The sequence below is a fragment of the Serratia sp. LTN-2 genome (assembly GCF_059740205.1).
In genome coordinates this window covers 137,147-156,079 of the sequence record NZ_JCAXDO010000008.1, presented here as the reverse complement: position 1 = coordinate 156,079, position 18,933 = coordinate 137,147, and the positions used below count along the sequence as shown (strand labels likewise).

The 18,933-nt window shown below is 60.5% G+C and carries 16 protein-coding genes; 12 read left to right on the top strand and 4 right to left on the bottom strand.

From position 1 onward, the window contains the following. Positions 1-54 precede the first annotated feature (54 nt). Entirely contained in the window at positions 55-960 is a 906-nt protein-coding gene (locus AC6BYQ_RS16770; RefSeq protein ID WP_019455025.1) for a LysR family transcriptional regulator, read from the bottom strand. A gap of 211 nt (positions 961-1,171) precedes the next feature. Between AC6BYQ_RS16770 and pvcA the strand changes: the two genes are divergently transcribed. The 8 genes from pvcA to kefC all read left to right on the top strand — a co-directional run bounded on the left by pvcA (position 1,172) and on the right by kefC (position 12,911). Further along, positions 1,172-2,140 (top strand): L-tyrosine isonitrile synthase, encoded by a 969-nt coding sequence (gene pvcA / locus AC6BYQ_RS16765; RefSeq protein WP_063918138.1) that lies wholly within the window; start codon positions 1,172-1,174, stop codon positions 2,138-2,140. Between the two features lie 94 nt (positions 2,141-2,234). Next, positions 2,235-3,098 carry a TauD/TfdA dioxygenase family protein gene (locus AC6BYQ_RS16760; protein WP_498057237.1) on the top strand — a complete coding sequence of 288 codons (864 nt, stop codon included), beginning with the start codon at positions 2,235-2,237 and terminating at the stop codon, positions 3,096-3,098. A gap of 24 nt (positions 3,099-3,122) precedes the next feature. After that, positions 3,123-4,382 (top strand): glycosyltransferase, encoded by a 1,260-nt coding sequence (locus AC6BYQ_RS16755; RefSeq protein ID WP_197667742.1) that lies wholly within the window; start codon positions 3,123-3,125, stop codon positions 4,380-4,382. Positions 4,383-4,644: 262 nt separating this feature from the next. Then, complete coding sequence (dapB, locus tag AC6BYQ_RS16750) at positions 4,645-5,466, top strand: 4-hydroxy-tetrahydrodipicolinate reductase (RefSeq protein ID WP_019455029.1); 822 nt, start codon at positions 4,645-4,647, stop codon at positions 5,464-5,466. 471 nt (positions 5,467-5,937) lie between these two features. Beyond that, complete coding sequence (carA, locus tag AC6BYQ_RS16745) at positions 5,938-7,086, top strand: glutamine-hydrolyzing carbamoyl-phosphate synthase small subunit (RefSeq protein ID WP_071532848.1); 1,149 nt, start codon at positions 5,938-5,940, stop codon at positions 7,084-7,086. A 16-nt stretch (positions 7,087-7,102) separates the two neighbouring features. Continuing rightward, positions 7,103-10,327: a carbamoyl-phosphate synthase large subunit gene (carB, locus tag AC6BYQ_RS16740; RefSeq protein WP_019455031.1), complete on the top strand. Its 3,225-nt coding sequence runs from the start codon at positions 7,103-7,105 to the stop codon at positions 10,325-10,327. 171 nt (positions 10,328-10,498) lie between these two features. Further along, complete coding sequence (kefF, locus tag AC6BYQ_RS16735) at positions 10,499-11,056, top strand: glutathione-regulated potassium-efflux system oxidoreductase KefF (protein WP_063918140.1); 558 nt, start codon at positions 10,499-10,501, stop codon at positions 11,054-11,056. Beyond that, the gene (gene kefC / locus AC6BYQ_RS16730; protein ID WP_019455033.1) at positions 11,049-12,911 is read left to right on the top strand and encodes a glutathione-regulated potassium-efflux system protein KefC; all 1,863 of its coding nucleotides are present in this window, start codon (positions 11,049-11,051) and stop codon (positions 12,909-12,911) included. The genes kefF and kefC overlap by 8 nt, the downstream gene beginning before the upstream one ends. A 36-nt stretch (positions 12,912-12,947) precedes the next feature. Here the strand turns inward: kefC and AC6BYQ_RS16725 are convergent, their stop codons facing one another. Further along, a complete protein-coding gene (locus AC6BYQ_RS16725) occupies positions 12,948-13,562 on the bottom strand; it encodes a LysE family translocator (protein WP_019455034.1) in 615 nt (204 codons plus the stop codon). A 127-nt stretch (positions 13,563-13,689) separates the two neighbouring features. Between AC6BYQ_RS16725 and AC6BYQ_RS16720 the strand changes: the two genes are divergently transcribed. From AC6BYQ_RS16720 to AC6BYQ_RS16705, 4 genes are all read left to right on the top strand, one after another. Further along, positions 13,690-14,490 carry a threonine/serine exporter family protein gene (locus tag AC6BYQ_RS16720; RefSeq protein ID WP_019455035.1) on the top strand — a complete coding sequence of 267 codons (801 nt, stop codon included), beginning with the start codon at positions 13,690-13,692 and terminating at the stop codon, positions 14,488-14,490. Beyond that, a complete protein-coding gene (locus AC6BYQ_RS16715; RefSeq protein WP_019455036.1) occupies positions 14,487-14,951 on the top strand; it encodes a threonine/serine exporter in 465 nt (154 codons plus the stop codon). The genes AC6BYQ_RS16720 and AC6BYQ_RS16715 overlap by 4 nt, the downstream gene beginning before the upstream one ends. 143 nt (positions 14,952-15,094) lie before the next feature. Continuing rightward, the gene (gene folA, locus AC6BYQ_RS16710; protein ID WP_074055967.1) at positions 15,095-15,577 is read left to right on the top strand and encodes a type 3 dihydrofolate reductase; all 483 of its coding nucleotides are present in this window, start codon (positions 15,095-15,097) and stop codon (positions 15,575-15,577) included. 181 nt (positions 15,578-15,758) lie between these two features. Further along, positions 15,759-17,648: a PhoX family protein gene (locus AC6BYQ_RS16705; protein WP_498057236.1), complete on the top strand. Its 1,890-nt coding sequence runs from the start codon at positions 15,759-15,761 to the stop codon at positions 17,646-17,648. A gap of 48 nt (positions 17,649-17,696) precedes the next feature. Here AC6BYQ_RS16705 and apaH read toward each other — a convergent pair whose 3' ends face one another. Together apaH and apaG are read right to left on the bottom strand one after the other, a co-directional pair. Beyond that, on the bottom strand, positions 17,697-18,545 hold the full coding sequence (gene apaH / locus AC6BYQ_RS16700; protein ID WP_019455039.1) for a bis(5'-nucleosyl)-tetraphosphatase (symmetrical) ApaH: 849 nt from the start codon (positions 18,543-18,545) through the stop codon (positions 17,697-17,699). A 2-nt stretch (positions 18,546-18,547) separates the two neighbouring features. Further along, positions 18,548-18,925 (bottom strand): Co2+/Mg2+ efflux facilitator ApaG/CorD, encoded by a 378-nt coding sequence (gene apaG / locus AC6BYQ_RS16695; protein ID WP_019455040.1) that lies wholly within the window; start codon positions 18,923-18,925, stop codon positions 18,548-18,550. Positions 18,926-18,933: the final 8 nt, after the last annotated feature.

The window sequence follows — 18,933 nt, the reverse complement described above, 5'->3', positions numbered from 1 at the left end:
GTTGGCAGCGCGATTACAATAATTACAATAGTGGTGTTGCAGATGTTTCTTATTTTATTCTTGGCGAATCTGTTCTAGAGCGTTTAATCCTTTCTTCTGTAAATAGATCTTCATATGCTCCAGTAATCGTCGCACTTTTAATGGCTGGATCTCCCTGCGCGGCATTATGGCATAGCAATTAATTTCCGGTAATCGCCAGTCGGGCAATATTTCTATCAGTTCGCCGCTGCGCAATTCTCGCTCAACGTTGGCGAAGAAATTGCGAATGATGCCTTTGCCGGTCAGCGCCAGTTCCTTCATCGCCATGCCGCTGTTGGTGAACAAGCGACCGGTCATGCGCATGCGGTGCTCGCCGCCGTCGCGGTGGATCAGACGAACAAACTGCGGGTTGCCGAGCGGTGTAAAGGTGACCCATTGGTGGTGCGTCAGCGCCTGTGGCGAATCCGGCACGCCGTGATGCGCCAGGTAAGCCGGCGAGGCGCACAGCACTTCGCGGCAGCGCGCCAGCCGCGTGGAAACGTAGCTGGAGTCCGCCAGCACGCCGCCGCGTATCGCCAGATCGATGCGCTGCGTGATGAGATCTATCTTCTCATCATGGATTTCCAACCGCAGCGTGAGGCGGGGATGTTCGTCGAGAAAACTTTGCAGCGCCGGCACCAGGTAGTGAGTGGCGAATTCGGTGGAGGTGGCGACGCGCAGCTCACCGACCAGTTCGCCGCGCAGCGCGGCGATCCGTTGTTGGCCTCGTTCGGCGGCGTGGATCATCAACAGGCAATCTTCATAAAAGCACAGCCCGGCTTCGGTCAGACTCAATGAGCGCGTCGAGCGCAGCAGTAATTGAATGCCCAGATGTTCTTCCAACTGGCGAATATGCTGACTAACGGCGGAAGTCGTCATGCCCAATTCTTTTGCCGCCATGCTGAATGCGCCGCAATCGACCACTTTTGAGAAAATGGCCATACGTCTTAAAATATTGCTCATAGTTTGTTAAGCACAACTTAACCAAGATTGTGAGTTATACGGGCTAATAATATAGCACCATCTCTTCTATATTGCCTGAAGCATATAAACGCCGGGCTGGTTATTATTCCGCAGGGATTTTTCTCTTTTTGATAAATCTTATTGCGCTTATCAATAATACACCCGCGCCACATCGCAACAGGAGCTCATTGTGGACAGCGCTCAGAAAGAAGAAATATCGTTAAAGATACTACGTGAATTATTGCAATACCGTCGCCGCTTCCCCGGCGGTGATGGCACCTCGATTGCCGATGAAGAGCGGCGGGTCACCCAGGTGCAATTGCCGCGCATTCGGGCATTCATTGAAAACGAACAGCGCATCGAGTTCGTGCTGCCCGCCTTTCCGACCAAATCGCCTAATGCCAACAAGGTGATCGGCGCGGTGCCGGACATGGCGGAGCGTCTGTCGCTGATCTTCCTCAATTCGCTGTGCCAGCGCATTCAACTCTACTACCCGCCGGGCGCGCATATCGTTATCTGCTCCGACGGCCACGTGTTCGGCGATCTGATCCGCGTCAGTGACGAAGCGATCAACCACTACCAGCGCGAAATTGAAAACCTGCTGCATGAAGTGGGCGCGACGCATCTCAGCGTATTCAACCTCGGGGATGTCAAAGGCCTGGCCGAACATACCGATGATTACGATCTGCTGCGCCAACTGTTGGTGGAAGGCTATGCCGAACCGGAGGAGGCGATCAAGCAACAGCTGATGCAGGACGAACAGGGCTTACTGCTTTATCGCGCCATCACGCGCTTCCTGTATGAAGATAGCCAACTGCCGGGTTACAGCGGTTCCAACGCCGCACTGCAGAAAGACGCCAAACAGCGCGCCTGCGGGGTTATTCAGCGCAGCTGGGCCTGGGGCAACCTGCTGGCGCAGCACTTCCCGGCGGCGATCCGCCTGTCGATTCACCCGCAGCCGGTCGACAGCCTGAAGATGGGTATCCACATGATGCCGACCAAAGACGACTGGTTGACGCCGTGGCACGGCGTGGCGGCCAACGTGAACGGCCAGTTCGTGCTGATGAAGCGCAAAGACGCGCAGAGCCTGGACGGCGAACTGGTGGAAATCCGCGGCACGCCGAGCCATTACCTGATCGAACAGCCGCAGATGGCCTGAGCCTCTGCAGGCCTTGCGCCCGAAATCCTGGCGGGCGCGTTTTTGACGGCACGTTGCCGTGTGAGCAGCACATTCGATGCAAGGAGAATCACCGATGAACAACCAACCGCTTGATTGCCACATTCAACTGAATACCCCGTTCGGCGCGATCCTGACGCCGCAGCACCCGGGGCAAAAGATCGGCGAACTGCCGGTGGCGGCACTGCGGGCGCTGGCGCAGGAGCACCACTTGCTGGTGCTGCGCGGATTCGACTCCGGTTTCAGCGACGCGGATGTCCTGACTCGCTATGCCGAACGCTGGGGCGAGATCATGATGTGGCCGTTCGGCGCGGTGCTGGACGTGAAAGAACATCCGGACGCCAAGGATCATATCTTCGACAGCAGCTACGTTCCGCTGCATTGGGATGGCATGTATAAGCCGACCATCCCCGAGTTCCAGCTGTTCCACTGCGTGGCGGCGCCATCGCAGGATGAAGGCGGATGCACCACCTTCGTCGATACCACGCGACTGTTGGCCAACGCGGACGAAGCGCTGCTGGATCAGTGGCTGTCGGTGTCGATCACTTACCGCATTAAGCAGGTGGTGCACTACGGCGGTGAAGTCTGTTCGCCGCTGGTGGTGCAGCACCCGAACGGCAGGGGATTGATCATGCGCTACAATGAACCGCCGACGGAAGGCAAAAAATTCCTCAACCAGCATGCGCTGGAATATCACGGTGTGCCGGAGCAACAGCAGGAACAGTTCCACCACACCCTGCAGCAGCACCTGTACGATCCGCGTCACTATTATGCCCACCAGTGGCAGCTGGGCGACGTGGTCGTGGCGGACAACTTCTCGCTGCTGCACGGCCGTGAGGGCTTTACCGCCCGTTCCGCGCGTCATTTGCAGCGCGTGCATATTCAGAGCAACCCGGTGTGCGCCAATCTGGCGCTGAAGCCGGCCAACGCAGAAGCGTAAAGGAGCATTATGGCAAGGATACTGATGGCGGCGGTCGCCACTCCGGGGCACGTCTACCCGATGTTAGCTATCGCTCGTCACCTGATCGCCCAAGGGCATCAGGTGCGGGTGATGACCGGCGCGCTGTTTCGCGAACGCGCCGAAGCGGCTGGGGCGAACTTCGTACCGTTCGACGCGCAGGTGGACTTCGATTATCGCCACCTTGAAGAGCACTTTCCGCAGCGCGCCGCGCTGCCGCCGGGCAATGCGCAGATGGCGCTGGCGCTGAAGGATTTCTTCGCCGCGCCGATCCCGCTGCTGGATCGGCAGCTGCGTGCGGCCATTGCCGCCGAAAAGACCGATTTGTTGATGGTGGAGAACTGCTTCTACGGCGTATTGCCGCTGTTGCAGTCCGCCGAACGGCCACCGGTCTTCGGTATCGGCGTTACGCCGCTGTCGTATTCTTCGCGTGACGCCATTTTTTACGGCCCGCGCATCCCGCCGGCGCTGTTGCCGCAGGCGCTGACCCGCGAGCAATTGGTGGATGAAGAGACGCGCGTGTTGCTTGATGAGGTGCAGCGGAGCTTCGATGCGGCGCTGGTGCAAGCGGGCGGGCGGGCGCTGACTCGTCCGTTTACCGATGCGCTGATCGGCGGCTGCGAGCGTTTCCTGCAGTTGGCCACCACGGCGCTGGAATATGAGCGCGACGATCTGCCGAGCGGCGTGCGCTTCGTCGGTCCGCTGCGTAGCGGCGGTCAACCGGCGGCGGAAGAGACGCTGTGGGAGGCGGACGATGATCGGCCGCTGGTGATCGTGTCTCAGGGCACGTTGGCCAACGTCGATCTGCATCAGCTGATCGTGCCGACGCTGCAGGCGCTGGCGCATCTGCCGGTGCGGGTGTTGGCCACCACCGGCGGGCGGGCGACGGCAGGGCTGATGGACGCGTTGCCGGACAACGCCAGAGTGCGGGAGTTTATCTCCTTCGAACGCTGGCTGCCGCAGGCGTCGCTGCTGATCACCAACGGCGGTTACGGCTCGATCAACTATGCGCTGGACAGCGGCGTGCCGCTGATCGTCGCCGGCACCGGCGAGGATAAGCTGGAGGCGGCGGCGCGCGTGGTCGCTGCCGGTTGCGGCATCAGCCTACACACCAGCACGCCGAGCGCAGAACAGATCCTGGCGGCGGCGTCGCGTATTCTGCAGCAGCCGATCTACCGCCAACGCGCGGCGCTGGTGCGTGAAGATTATGCCCGCCACGATGCGCTAACGGCGATAGCCAACGAAGTGGCGGCTATTACCGCCTGATCTCGCTGCACCTCCTTCCCAGGCGCCGTTTTCGGCGCCTTTTTTCTGCATTTTTTCTCAATGGAAACTGCATGATTATGTACAATCGCCGCAGGCCGCCAAATCGGTTGAATGTTAATCTTATGACAGCGCCGCTGATGGAAGCGGGGGAATATCATCATTTTCTAATGATGTCATGAATCCTCTGGCGGCGCGCAAGCGGGGCAGTTACCCTGAATCGATGGATTAATGGGATACGCGTTAAATCAAGAAGAGAGCAAGCATGAAAGATTCACAAATCCGCATTGCGATTGCGGGCGCCGGCGGCCGGATGGGCCGTCAATTGATCCAGGCGGTGCAGCAGGCGGAAGGCGTAGTGTTGGGCGCGGCGCTGTCGCGACCGGGCTCCAGCCTGATCGGCGTCGACGCCGGTGAGCTGGCGGGCATCGGCGCGCTGGGTGTCAAGGTAAGCGACAGCCTGGAGAAAGTGGCGAGCGAGTTCGACATTCTGATCGACTTCACCCGTCCGGAAAGCACGCGGAGCTACCTGGATTTTTGCGTGGCGCACCACAAGGCGATGGTGATTGGCACCACCGGCTTCGATGACGCCGGCAAGCAGGCGATCCGCGATGCGGCGCAGCATATCGGCATCGTGTTTGCCGCCAACTTCAGCGTCGGCGTCAACCTGGTGTTGAAACTGCTGGAGAAGGCCGCGCAGGTGATGGGCGACTATACCGACATCGAAATCGTTGAGGCGCACCACCGCCACAAAGTGGATGCGCCATCGGGCACGGCATTGGCGATGGGCGAAGCGATCGCCGGCGCGCTGGGGCGCGACCTGAAAAGCTGCGCGGTCTATGCGCGCGAAGGCCATACCGGCGAGCGCGATCCGAAAAGCATCGGCTTTGCCACCATTCGCGCCGGCGACATCGTCGGCGAGCACACCGCGATGTTTGCCGACATCGGTGAGCGGGTGGAGATCACCCATAAAGCTTCCAGCCGCATGACTTTTGCCAGCGGCGCGGTGCGTGCGGCAGTCTGGCTGTATAATCGAGATAAAGGCCTGTTTGATATGCGAGATGTGCTGAATCTCGAGCAGTTATAATTGATTTGCATGCCATCGTGATGTGGGTGTATTGATCATAATGCTATGATAATCGGACAATAATTTTATTGTCCTTTTTTTTTAACATGATAAATATAGCTTTGGTTTATTTTTTGTTTTAAAGGTTGTGTTTGTTGATGTTTGTCTTACTAATTACCTTGTTTTTCTCCGCCTGAGGCTATTTTAACGTCTATTTTAGCCCGTTCCGGCGCTGTTTTCCGTCATTCGGCCTCGCAACCGTTTTCCAGCCCCGGTTTTCTGTGTTTTTATCGCCGCTCAAGCCGCTTGGGCACCGAAAACTGCAAAAATAAAACAAAAAATGGCAGTTTGGGTAGACAAGCCGAACACTCATCATTAAAATGCGCCCAATTTGCCAAAAATTGGCCTCGCGGACGGTTTTTGCATTGATTTAGATCGCGATATCTGAATTAATATGCAAATATTGTGATTGATTATTCCTCGGAGGATGTTTTGATTAAGTCAGCGCTATTGGTTCTGGAAGACGGAACCCAATTCCACGGTCGGGCCATCGGGGCAGAGGGAACGGCAGTGGGGGAAGTGGTCTTCAATACGTCGATGACCGGTTATCAAGAAATCCTCACTGATCCTTCCTATTCCCGCCAGATCGTTACTCTTACTTATCCTCATATCGGCAATGTCGGCACCAATGCTTCCGACGAAGAATCCTCCGCAGTACACGCCCAAGGCCTCGTCATTCGTGACCTCCCGCTGATCGCCAGCAACTACCGCAACGAAGAAAGCCTGTCCGACTACCTCAAGCGTCACAACATCGTGGCGATCGCCGATATCGATACCCGTAAATTGACCCGCCTGCTGCGCGAGAAGGGCGCCCAGAACGGCTGCATCGTCGCCGCCGATACGCCGGACGCCGCGCTGGCCCTGGCCAAGGCGCAAGGTTTCCCGGGGTTGAAGGGCATGGATCTGGCGAAAGAAGTCACGACCCAAGAGGCCTACAGCTGGCAGCAAGGCAGCTGGACGCTTGAAGGCGACCTGCCTGAAGCCAAAACCGCCGCGGAACTGCCTTTCCACGTGGTGGCTTACGACTACGGCGCCAAGCGCAACATCCTGCGCATGCTGGTGGATCGCGGCTGCCGCCTGACCGTGGTGCCGGCGCAGACCCCGGCCGACGAGGTGCTGAAAATGAATCCGGACGGCATCTTCCTGTCCAACGGCCCGGGTGACCCGGAGCCGTGCGACTACGCCATCGCCGCCATCAAACAGTTCCTGGAAACCGACATTCCGGTGTTCGGCATCTGTCTGGGCCACCAGCTGCTGGCACTGGCCAGCGGGGCGAAAACCATGAAGATGAAGCTCGGCCACCACGGCGGCAACCACCCGGTGAAGGATCTGGACAACAATACCGTGATGATCACCGCGCAGAACCACGGCTTTGCGGTAGACGAGAATAACCTGCCGGCGAACCTGCGCGTGACGCACAAATCGCTGTTCGACCACACTGTGCAGGGCATTCACCGCACCGACAAGGCGGCGTTCAGCTTCCAGGGGCACCCGGAAGCCAGCCCTGGCCCGCACGACGCCGCGCCGCTGTTCGATCACTTTATCGAACTGATTGAGACTTACCGTTCTAACGCCAAATAATCAGGAGCAGTAAAAAATGCCAAAACGTACAGACATAAAAAGCATCCTGATCCTCGGCGCGGGCCCGATTGTTATCGGCCAGGCGTGTGAGTTCGACTACTCTGGTGCCCAGGCGTGTAAAGCGTTGCGCGAAGAGGGCTACCGCGTCATTCTGGTCAACTCCAACCCGGCGACCATCATGACCGACCCGGAAATGGCCGACGCTACCTACATTGAGCCGATCCACTGGGAAGTGGTGCGCAAGATCATCGAAAAAGAGCGCCCGGATGCGGTGCTGCCGACCATGGGCGGCCAGACGGCGCTGAACTGCGCGCTGGAGCTGGAGCGTCAGGGGGTGCTGGCCGAGTTCGGCGTCACCATGATCGGCGCTACCGCCGATGCGATCGACAAGGCCGAAGACCGTCGCCGTTTCGACGTGGCGATGAAGAAGATCGGTCTGGATACCGCGCGCTCCGGCATCGCGCACACCATGGAAGAAGCGCTGGCGGTTGCCGCTGACGTCGGCTTCCCGTGCATCATCCGTCCTTCCTTTACCATGGGCGGTACCGGCGGCGGCATCGCTTACAACCGTGAAGAGTTCGAAGAAATCTGCGAACGCGGTCTGGATCTGTCGCCGACCAACGAGCTGCTGATCGACGAATCGCTGATCGGTTGGAAAGAGTACGAGATGGAAGTGGTGCGTGATAAGAACGACAACTGCATCATCGTTTGCTCCATCGAAAACTTCGACGCCATGGGCATCCACACCGGCGACTCGATCACCGTCGCGCCGGCCCAGACCCTGACCGACAAGGAATACCAAATCATGCGCAACGCCTCGATGGCGGTGCTGCGTGAGATCGGCGTCGAAACCGGCGGCTCCAACGTGCAGTTCTCGGTCAACCCGAAAACCGGCCGCCTGATCGTCATCGAAATGAACCCGCGCGTATCGCGCTCTTCGGCGCTGGCGTCGAAAGCCACCGGCTTCCCAATCGCCAAGATCGCCGCCAAGCTGGCGGTGGGTTACACCCTCGATGAGCTGATGAACGACATCACCGGCGGCCGCACCCCGGCGTCGTTCGAGCCGTCCATCGACTACGTCGTCACCAAGATCCCGCGCTTCAACTTCGAGAAGTTCGCCGGCGCCAACGATCGCCTGACCACCCAGATGAAGTCGGTCGGTGAAGTGATGGCCATCGGCCGCACCCAACAGGAGTCGCTGCAGAAAGCGCTGCGCGGCCTGGAAGTGGGCGCCACCGGTTTCGACCCGAAAGTGAGCCTGGACGATCCGGAAGCGCTGACCAAAATTCGCCGCGAGCTGAAAGACGCCGGTTCCGACCGCATCTGGTACATCGCCGACGCCTTCCGCGCCGGTCTGTCGGTCGACGGCGTCTTCAACCTGACCAACGTCGACCGCTGGTTCCTGGTGCAGATTGAAGAGCTGGTGCGCCTGGAAGAGCAGGTGGCCGACGCGGGCATCAACGGCCTGAACAAAGAGTTCCTGCGCACCCTGAAGCGCAAAGGCTTCGCCGATGCGCGCCTGGCCAAGCTGGCCGGCGTCGCCGAGAGCGAAATTCGCAAGCTGCGCCACAGCCACGGTTTGCACCCGGTGTACAAGCGCGTGGACACCTGTGCGGCGGAATTCGCCACCGACACCGCCTACATGTACTCCACTTATGAAGAAGAGTGCGAGTCCAATCCGACCAACGACCGGCCGAAAGTGATGGTGCTGGGCGGCGGGCCGAACCGTATCGGCCAGGGCATCGAGTTCGACTACTGCTGCGTGCACGCCTCGCTGGCGCTGCGCGAAGACGGCTACGAGACCATCATGGTCAACTGTAACCCGGAAACCGTCTCCACCGACTACGACACCTCCGACCGTCTGTACTTTGAGCCGGTAACGCTGGAAGACGTGCTGGAAATCGTGCGCATCGAGAAGCCGAAAGGCGTTATCGTACAGTACGGCGGCCAGACTCCGCTGAAGCTGGCGCGCGAGCTGGAAGCCGCAGGCGTGCCGATCATCGGCACCAGCCCGGACGCCATCGACCGCGCCGAAGACCGCGAGCGCTTCCAGCAGGCGGTTAACCGTCTGGGCCTGAAGCAGCCGGCCAACGCCACCGTCACCGCCATCGAGCAGGCGGTGGAGAAGGCGGCGGGCATCGGCTATCCGCTGGTGGTGCGCCCTTCCTACGTGCTGGGCGGCCGGGCTATGGAAATCGTCTATGACGAAACCGACCTGCGCCGTTACTTCCAGACCGCGGTCAGCGTGTCCAACGATGCGCCGGTGCTGCTGGACCGCTTCCTGGACGATGCGGTAGAAGTGGACGTCGACGCCATCTGCGACGGCGAGCGCGTGCTGATTGGCGGCATCATGGAGCACATCGAACAGGCGGGCGTGCACTCCGGCGACTCCGCGTGTTCGCTGCCGGCATACACCCTGAGCCAGGAAATTCAGGACGTGATGCGTCGCCAGGTGGAAAAACTGGCGTTCGAGCTGCAGGTGCGCGGCTTGATGAACGTGCAGTTCGCGGTGAAAGACAACGAAGTATACCTGATTGAAGTCAACCCGCGCGCCGCGCGTACCGTGCCGTTCGTGTCCAAAGCCACCGGCGTGCCGCTGGCCAAGGTGGCCGCGCGCGTGATGGCGGGCAAAACGCTGGTTGAGCAGGGCGTGACCGAAGAGATCATCCCGCCGTACTACTCGGTGAAAGAAGTGGTGCTGCCGTTCAACAAATTCCCGGGCGTCGACCCGATTCTGGGGCCGGAAATGCGCTCTACCGGGGAAGTGATGGGCGTGGGCCGCACCTTCGCGGAAGCCTTCTCCAAAGCGATGCTGGGCAGCAACTCGGGCATGAAGAAACAGGGCCGCGCGCTGCTGTCGGTGCGCGAAGGCGATAAAGCCCGCGTGGTCGACCTGGCCGCCAGCCTGCTGAAGCAGGGCTTCGAGCTGGACGCAACCCACGGCACCGCGGTGGTGCTGGGCGAAGCAGGCATCAACCCGCGCCTGGTCAACAAGGTGCACGAAGGGCGTCCGCACATTCAGGACCGTATCAAGAACGGCGAGTACACCTACATCGTCAACACCACGGCCGGCCGTCAGGCGATTGAAGACTCCAAGCTGATTCGCCGCAGCGCCCTGCAGTACAAGGTGCACTACGACACTACGCTGAACGGCGGCTTCGCCACCGCGATGGCGCTGAAAGCGGATCCGACCGAGCAGGTCACTTCGGTGCAGGAAATGCACGCGCGCATCGGCAAGTAACCGTGCGATAACGCTATGTCAGGGGCGCTGCAATGCAGCGCCCCTTTTTTATTCAGCAAATTTGTCGGCTGGCGTTAAAAATTTCCGCTATCAATCAGTGGGCAAACTGTCACTCTGTGTGATTGGTATATGCTTGGTGTATTGGCAAGGAACGAAGGAACGACGATAACAATGATTTTGATAATTTATGCTCACCCGTATCCCCGGCATTCGCATGCCAATCAGCGCCTGCTGCAGGCGGTGAAGGATCTCCCCGAGGTAGAGGTGCGCTCGCTGTATGAGCTGTACCCCGATTTCAATATCGACATCAATGCCGAACAGCAGGCGCTGGAGCGCGCCGACATGGTGGTGTTGCAGCATCCGATGCAGTGGTACAGCTTTCCGCCGCTGTTGAAGCTGTGGATCGATAAAGTGCTGGAGCACGGCTGGGCCTATGGCCACGACGGCAATGCGCTGGTGGGCAAAGACTGCCTGTGGGCGGTAACCAGCGGCGGTGACGAGCACCATTTCGAACTGGGCGATTTTCCCAACTTCGCCGCGCTGGCGCAGCCGCTGCAGGCCACGGCGATCTATTGCGGCATGAACTGGCAGCCGTATTTCGCCCTGCACAACACCTTTACCTGCAACGAACCGGCGCTGCTCGCCGCCGGTGAAGCCTACCGGCAGCGGTTGGTCGACTACCTGATGGAACACGCCGAAGCGGAAACCGGGGAGGCCAGCCATGGATAATCACCATATGATGATCGAGGGGCTGATCTATCTCGGCTCCGCCGCGTTATTTGTACCGATCGCGGTGCGGCTGGGGCTGGGCTCGGTGCTCGGTTACCTGATCGCCGGCTGCATCATCGGCCCCTGGGGGCTGAAACTGGTGTCGGACGCCGAGTCGATCCTCACCTTCGCCGAGATCGGCGTGGTGCTGATGCTGTTTATCATCGGTCTGGAGCTGGATCCCAAGCGGCTGTGGACGCTGCGCGCCTCGGTGTTCGGCGGCGGCAGCATTCAGATGGTAGGCTGCGGCCTGGCGCTGAGCGCGTTCTGTTACTTCCTTGGCCTCAACTGGAAGGTGGCGCTGCTGATCGGTTTGACGCTGGCGCTCTCATCCACCGCCATCGCCATGCAGGCGATGAGCGAACGCAATTTGACGCCGTCTCCGATCGGCCGCAGCGCGTTTGCGGTGCTGCTGTTCCAGGACATCGCGGCGATCCCGCTGGTGGCGATGATCCCACTGCTGGCCAGCAGCGGCGCCAGCACCACGCTGGGCGCATTCGTGCTGTCGGCGGCCAAGGTGGTGGGCGCGCTGGTGATGGTGGTGCTGCTCGGCCGCTATGTCACCCGCCCGCTGCTGCATTTCGTCGCCCGCTCGGGCATGCGCGAGGTATTCAGCGCCGTGGCGCTGTTCCTGGTGTTCGGCTTCGGCATCCTGCTGGAGATGGCCGGGCTGTCGATGGCGATGGGGGCGTTTCTCGCCGGGGTACTGCTGGCGAGCTCGGAATACCGCCACGCGCTGGAGAGCGATATTCAGCCATTCAAAGGGCTGCTGCTGGGGCTGTTCTTCATCGGCGTCGGCATGTCGATCGATTTCGGCACCCTGTTCCATCATCCGCTGCTGATCGCCTCGCTGCTGCTGGGCTTTATGCTGATCAAAGCGGCGCTGCTGTGGCTGATCGGGCCGCTGCTTGGGGTGCCGAAACGCCAGCGCGGCCTGTTCGCCATTTTGCTTGGCCAGGGCAGTGAGTTCGCTTTCGTTATCTTCAGCGCGGCGCAGCTGGCCGGCGTTTTGCCGGTCGAGTGGGCCAAGTCGCTGACGCTGGCGGTGGCGCTGTCGATGGCGGCCACGCCGCTGCTGTTGGTGATCGCCGCGCAGCTGGAGAAAAATGCGCCGAAAGAGGAGCGCCCGGCTGACGTCATTGACGACGAAAATGCCAGCGTGATCATCGCCGGTTTCGGCCGTTTCGGTCAGATCGCCGGTCGTCTGCTGTTGGCCAACGGCGTGCACACCGTGGTACTGGATCACGATCCGGATCATATCGAAACGCTGCGCAAATTCGACACCAAGGTGTTCTACGGCGACGCCACGCGGGCCGATCTGCTGGAGGCCGCCGGCGCCGCCCACGCCAAGGTGTTGATCAACGCCATCGACGATGTGGAGGACAGCCTGGCGTTAACCGAGCTGGCCAGGCAGCACTTCCCGCATCTGAAGGTGGTGGCGCGGGCGCGCGACGTCGACCACTGGTATCAGCTGCGGCAACTGGGGGTGGAAAAACCGGAGCGCGAAACCTTCGAAAGCTCGCTGCGCATCGGCCGTGAAACGCTAGAGCTGCTGGGACTGGACGCCTATGAAGCGCGCGAGAAAGCGGACACTTTCCGTCGCTATAACCTGAAGATGCTGGAAGATACGCTGGAGAATTATCAGGACACTGAATTCCGTATCGCCAGCCTGCAACGGGCCAAGGAGATGCTCAGCGCGGCCATCGAGCAGGATCAGAATCGGTTGGCGCGGGTGCAGCAGACCGGTTGGCGCGGCAGTATCGACGGCAAGGCGCCGGAAGACGAAGTGGTGGAAGCCAAAGAAGCCAAAGGATAACAACAGGGGCGCCGCGATGGCGCCCCGTTTTTTTGTTCAGCTCAGCGCGACCTTGATGCCTAAGGCGATCAGCATGCCGCCCAGCAATTTGTCGACGACCTTCTGTGCCTTCTCCAGCCCGCGGCGTACCGGTCCGCTTTGGATCAGGAATACCAGCAGCGGCCACCAGATGACCGACAGGCCGAGAATAATCCCCGCGTACCACAGTTTGTCGCCCAGGCCAGAATCGATCTGCAGCACCTGGGTGAACACCGCCAGGAAGAACAGGGTGGCCTTTGGGTTCAGCAGATTGCACAGGTAGCCTTGCGCAAAGGCGCTCTTCAGGCTGACCTGCTGCTGCGGCAGATTGCTGACGTTCATTTTGCCGCCGCCGCGCGACAGCAGCGCCTGGATGCCGATCCACACCAGATACACCGCCCCGGCGTATTTCAGCAGGTTGAACAGCCACGGCGTAGTGGTGATCACCACCGCCAGTCCGGCGACGCAGTAGGACATGTGGGTGGCGACGCCGCAGATCACGCCGAAGGCGGTCATCATGGCGGCCAGACGTGGGTAGCGGGCGGCGTTTTTAATCACCAGGAAAAAATCCGGGCCGGGGGAGAGCATGCCAAGGGTGGCGATGCCGGCGACGAACAGCGAAGTTTCAAGCATGGGAGCGTCTCGCGCAAAAGGCAGAATTCTGGCGATAATAACGCCGCTTCCTCTGATGCGCATCAACCCAATGAGGTATTGTTAGGCTCTATGATAATAATTCATCTACCACCCGCGACGGAGCACCATGCAGCAGACTACCGCCACAGACATGCCGGAACCGCATCGGCAACAGCGTGAAATCACCCGCCTGTGCATTCAATGCGCGTTGCTGCTGTTGCAGCACGGCGCCGAGAGCACGGTGGTGGAACAGCTGTCGACCCGCCTGGGGTTGGCGCTGGGGATGGACAGCGTGGAAAGCTCGATCTCCGCCAATGCGGTGGTGCTGACCACCCTCAGCCACGGCGCCTGCCTGACCACCACCCGCAAGAACGTCGATCGCGGCATCAATATGCAGGTGGTGACCGAAGTGCAGCATATCGTGATCCTCGCCGAGCACCACCTGGCGGATGCGCACGACGTGGCGCGCCGCTTTGAAAGGATCCGGCCGCTGCGCTATCCGCGCTGGCTGGTGGTGCTGATGGTGGGGTTGTCCTGCGGGTGCTTCAGCATGCTCAACGGCGGCGGTGGCGACGCCTTCCTGGTGACCTTTATCGCCAGCGGCACGGCGATGTTGGTGCGCCAAATCCTCACCGCCCGGCATATGAATCCGTTGATCAATTTCTGCCTGACGGCGTTTGTCGCTACGTCGATCTCCGGATTGCTGCTGCGCCTGCCGGCGTTTAAAGATACCTCGAGCGTGGCGATGGCCGCCAGCGTGCTGCTGCTGGTGCCGGGCTTTCCGTTGATCAACGCGGTGGCCGACATGTTCAAAGGGCATGTGAATACCGGGCTGGCACGCTGGGCGATGGCCAGCCTGTTGACGTTGGCGACCTGTATCGGCGTGGTGATGGCGATGTCGCTGTGGGATCTGCGGGGGTGGTCATGAATCTGCTGTGGGCCTTGTTGCAGGAGATGCTGTTGGCGGCGGTGCCGGCGCTGGGCTTCGCCATGGTGTTCAACGTGCCGCTGCGTGCGCTGCGCTATTGCGCGTTGCTCGGGGCTATCGGGCGCGGTTCGCGCATGCTGATGATGCACGGCGGCATGAACATCGAGTGGGCCTCGTTGCTGGCGGCGATCCTGATCGGCATCATCGGCATCTATTGGTCGCGCTGGCTGCTGGCGCACCCGAAGGTATTCACCGTGGCGGCGGTGATCCCGATGTTCCCCGGCATTTCCGCCTATACCGCGATGATAACTGTGGTAGAGATCTCGCATCTGGGCTACAGCGAGGCCTTGATGGAGACCATGATCACCAACTTCCTTAAGGCCAGTTTCATCGTCGGCGCCTTGTCGATCGGCCTGTCGTTACCGGGTCTGTGGCTGTACCGCAAACGCCCCGGCGTGTGAAATTTCCCGGCGGAAGAACGTTGGTTATTAGATATGCTGATAAGAGCTATCTTATATATTCATCTTGCTTGATTAGCCTATCGACGGCACTCAGGCCTTTACGTATAGTGTCACCAATTTTGCTGCCTACACAGGGTTAAACAATGATTATCAGCCTGATCGCTGCCTTGGCGGCGGATCGCGTTATTGGCATGGAAAACGCCATGCCGTGGCACCTGCCGGCGGACCTTGCGTGGTTTAAACGCAACACGTTGAATAAGCCGGTTATTATGGGCCGCAAGACCTTCGAGTCCATCGGCCGCCCGCTGCCGGGCCGCCACAATATCGTTTTGAGCAGCCGCCCGGGCAGCGAAGCCGGGGTGACCTGGGCGACTTCGCTGGATGAGGCGCTGGCCGCCGCCGGCGACGTGGAAGAAGTGATGGTGATCGGCGGCGGGCGCATCTATACCCAGCTGCTGCCGCGCGCCGATCGCCTGTACCTGACGCACATCGACGCCGAAGTCGGCGGCGATACCCACTTCCCCGATTACGAGCCGGACGAGTGGGAAACCACCTTCAGCGAGTTCCACGACGCCGACGATCTGAACTCGCACAGCTACTGCTTCGAGATCCTGCAGCGCCGCTGATTTCAGCGCGTTAGCCAGGCTATCCCCGGGGGCGCAAGCAATTGCGCCCCCGGTCTTTTTGCGTCCGTCATGCGTAACCTTTCCGTCACATTACCTGATTAGTATGAAGCCCAACTCCGAGCGCCTCGGCAACTCTGGTGAATCTTGATCGCGGCGCCATAACTAAAAAGGTAACCACGCTATGACCAAGCAAATTGAGCAATTAGACGCCGATCGCCTGATCGATCCCACTCGCCGCAAACTGCTGCTCGGCAGCGCCGGCGCCGTCGGCCTGGCCGGTTTTCTCGGCGGCGGCATCTGGTCGGTCTCCGCCGAGGCGTTGGCCGAGGATCTGCCGCCGAACAGGCTGCTGGGCTTTCAGGGCATCGCCGCGTCGACCGCCGATGAGGTGACCATCACGCCGGGCTACCGGGCCGAGGTGCTGATCTCCTGGGGCGAGCCGCTGGTGGACGGCGCGCCGGCCTTCGATCCGCAGGGCAACAACAGCGCCGCCGATCAGGAAAAGCAGTTTGGCGACAACAACGACGGCATGAGCTTTTTCCCGATCGATGACAATCACGGCGTGATGGCCATCAACAACGAATACGTCAACGAGCAGTACCTGTTCGCCCACGGCGGCACCAAGGCCACCAGCCTGGAAGAAGTGCGCAAGTCGCAGGCGGCGCACGGCGTCTCTATCGTGGCGGTCAAACGCGTCGGCGATGGCCAGCGCTGGGAAGTCGAGCGCCCGTCGCGCTATAACCGCCGCATTACCGCCAACAGCGACATGCAGTTCAGCGGCCCGGCTGCCGGGCATCCGCTGCTGCAGACCGCCGCCGATCCGAGCGGCCGCAAGGTGTTGGGCACCTTCGGCAACTGCGCCAACGGCAAGACGCCGTGGGGCACTTACCTGACCTGTGAAGAAAATTTCGATACCTACTTCGGGACTCACCAGGCCGATTACCAAACTACCCCGGAACAGAAACGCTACACGCTGAAGGCCAACGAGCCGGAGCGCAACTGGCCGGACTACGACGAACGCTTCGACGTGGCGAAGAACCCCAACGAATTCAACCGCCACGGCTGGATCGTGGAGATCGATCCGCTGGATCCAACCTCGACGCCGATTAAGCACACTGCGCTGGGCCGCTTCAAACATGAGAACGCGGCGGTGACCGTCGCCAAAGACGGCCGTCTGGTGGTGTATATGGGGGACGACGAGCGCGGCGAGCATATCTATAAGTACATCTCCAAAGGCGTGGTCGACATCGCCAATCCGGCCAACAATCGCACGCTGCTGGACGAAGGGACGCTGTATGTGGCGCAGTTTGACGGCGACGAAGCCGGCACCCCGCTGAAGGGCAAAGGGCGCTGGATTGCGCTCGAGTTCGGCACGAACGGCCTGACGCCGGAGAACGGTTTCCGCGATGAGGCTGAAGTGCTGATCTTCGCCCGTAAGGCGGCGCAGCAGGTCGGCGCCACTAAAATGGATCGCCCGGAGTGGATCGCGGTGAACCCGCATGACGGCCGCGCGTACTGCACGCTGACCAACAACAGCAAGCGCGGCGAGGAAGGGATGCCGTTGAACGCCGCTAATCCGCGGCCGAACAATGTCTATGGCCAGATTATTCGCTGGGACGAGGGCGGCGACGCCACCGCCGACGCTTTCGCGTGGGATATCTATGCGCTGTGCGGTAACCCGATCGCCCACCCGGAAGGCGTTAACCGCGGCACGCCGAACATCACGGCGGATAACACCTTCAACAGCCCGGACGGGCTGGGATTCGATCGCGCCGGCCGCCTGTGGATCCTCACCGACGGCAAGTACAGCAACAAGGGCGACTACGTCGGGCAGGGCAACAACCAGATGCTGGTGGGCGATCCGGTCAGCGGCGAAATTCGCCGCTTTATGGTGGGGCCGAAGTCCTGCGAACTGACCGGCATCACCTTCACTCCGGACTACAGGACGATGTTCGTCAACGTGCAGCATCCGGGAGAAGAGGGCGATTCGCACTTCCCGAACAACAGCCCGCGCCCGCGTTCATCGGTATTGATGATCACGCGTGAAGATGGCGGGGTGATTGGGGCGTAAGGCGATAATATAGAAAACAAAGGCGGCCACGGGGCCGCCTTTGTATTTTCAGGATGCGGCTAATCTGCCGGCGTCAGGCGCTTCGCTGCGATTAGCTGGCTGGGTGAAATAACGACGGTCTTCCCAGCGCAGCATCGTCAGATCGCCGCCCCAGCAGCAGCCGGTATCCAGCCCGATCACGCCTTCCGGCGTGCCCTTGCCTTCGAGCGAGGCCCAATGGCCGAAGATGATGGTGTATTCGGGGTCGATCAGGCGCGGCAGTTCGAACCACGGTTTCAGCGGCGCAGGTGCGCTGCCCGGCGCATCTTTGCAGATCATGTCGAGCTGGCCGTTGGGGAAGCAGTAGCGCATGCGCGTGAACGCATTGGTGCTGAAACGCAGGCGCGCCAGGCCGCTCAACTCCGGCGCCCAGTTGTTCGGCATATCACCGTACATGGCGTCGAGGAACAGCGGGTAGCTGTCGCTGCTCAATACCGCCTCCACTTCGCGCGCACACATTTTCGCGGTGTCGATATCCCACTGCGGGGTGATGCCGGCGTGCGCCATCACCAGCTTTTGCTCATCATCCACCTGCAGCACCGGTTGGCGGCGCAGCCAGTTGATCAGCTCGTCGGCGTCAGGCGCTTCCAGCAGCGGTGTGATGCGATCTTTGGGTTTGTTGCGGCTGATGCCGGCGTAAACCGCCAGCAGGTGCAGATCGTGGTTGCCCAGCACCATGCGCACCGCCGGGCCGAGCGAGCGCACGTAGCGCAGCACGTCCAGCGAGGCGGGGCCGCGCGCCACCAGATCGCCGGTCAGCCACAGTTGATCGCGCTCGGGATCGAAAGCAGCCTGAGCCAGCAGCGACTTCAGTTCATCAAAACAGCCGTGAACGTCGCCGATAAGGTATGTCGACATAATTAATGGATCAGCGTTGGAATGGCTAAGCGGAACACGGGAATAGCGGTGCGGAACGGCTGACCCTGATGATCAACCATTTCGTAATGGCCTTCCATGGTGCCCAGCGGCGTTTCCAGAATGGCGCCGCTGGTATACTGAAACTCTCCGCCGGGCGGAATGACGGGCTGTTCGCCGATCACGCCTTCGCCCTGGACTTCGGTTTGGCGGCCGTTGCTGTTGGTGATCAGCCAGTAACGGCCCAGCAGTTGCACGTCGCTCCGCCCCAAATTGCGGATAGTGATGGTATAGGCGAAGACGTAACGCTCTTCTTCAGGGATCGACTGTGATTCCACATAGATGCTCTGAACCTGAATACACACGCGGGGCGAATCAATCATGACAACAA

Coding starts and splice junctions, on each gene's coding strand:
- AC6BYQ_RS16770 (WP_019455025.1), bottom strand. CDS start 960: ATGGCCATTTTCTCAAAAGTGGTCGATTGCGGCGCATTCAGCATGGCG.
- AC6BYQ_RS16760 (WP_498057237.1), top strand. CDS start 2,235: ATGAACAACCAACCGCTTGATTGCCACATTCAACTGAATACCCCGTTC.
- AC6BYQ_RS16755 (WP_197667742.1), top strand. CDS start 3,123: ATGGCGGCGGTCGCCACTCCGGGGCACGTCTACCCGATGTTAGCTATC.
- dapB (WP_019455029.1), top strand. CDS start 4,645: ATGAAAGATTCACAAATCCGCATTGCGATTGCGGGCGCCGGCGGCCGG.
- carB (WP_019455031.1), top strand. CDS start 7,103: ATGCCAAAACGTACAGACATAAAAAGCATCCTGATCCTCGGCGCGGGC.
- kefF (WP_063918140.1), top strand. CDS start 10,499: ATGATTTTGATAATTTATGCTCACCCGTATCCCCGGCATTCGCATGCC.
- kefC (WP_019455033.1), top strand. CDS start 11,049: ATGGATAATCACCATATGATGATCGAGGGGCTGATCTATCTCGGCTCC.
- AC6BYQ_RS16725 (WP_019455034.1), bottom strand. CDS start 13,562: ATGCTTGAAACTTCGCTGTTCGTCGCCGGCATCGCCACCCTTGGCATG.
- AC6BYQ_RS16720 (WP_019455035.1), top strand. CDS start 13,690: ATGCAGCAGACTACCGCCACAGACATGCCGGAACCGCATCGGCAACAG.
- AC6BYQ_RS16715 (WP_019455036.1), top strand. CDS start 14,487: ATGAATCTGCTGTGGGCCTTGTTGCAGGAGATGCTGTTGGCGGCGGTG.
- folA (WP_074055967.1), top strand. CDS start 15,095: ATGATTATCAGCCTGATCGCTGCCTTGGCGGCGGATCGCGTTATTGGC.
- AC6BYQ_RS16705 (WP_498057236.1), top strand. CDS start 15,759: ATGACCAAGCAAATTGAGCAATTAGACGCCGATCGCCTGATCGATCCC.
- apaH (WP_019455039.1), bottom strand. CDS start 18,545: ATGTCGACATACCTTATCGGCGACGTTCACGGCTGTTTTGATGAACTG.
- apaG (WP_019455040.1), bottom strand. CDS start 18,925: ATGATTGATTCGCCCCGCGTGTGTATTCAGGTTCAGAGCATCTATGTG.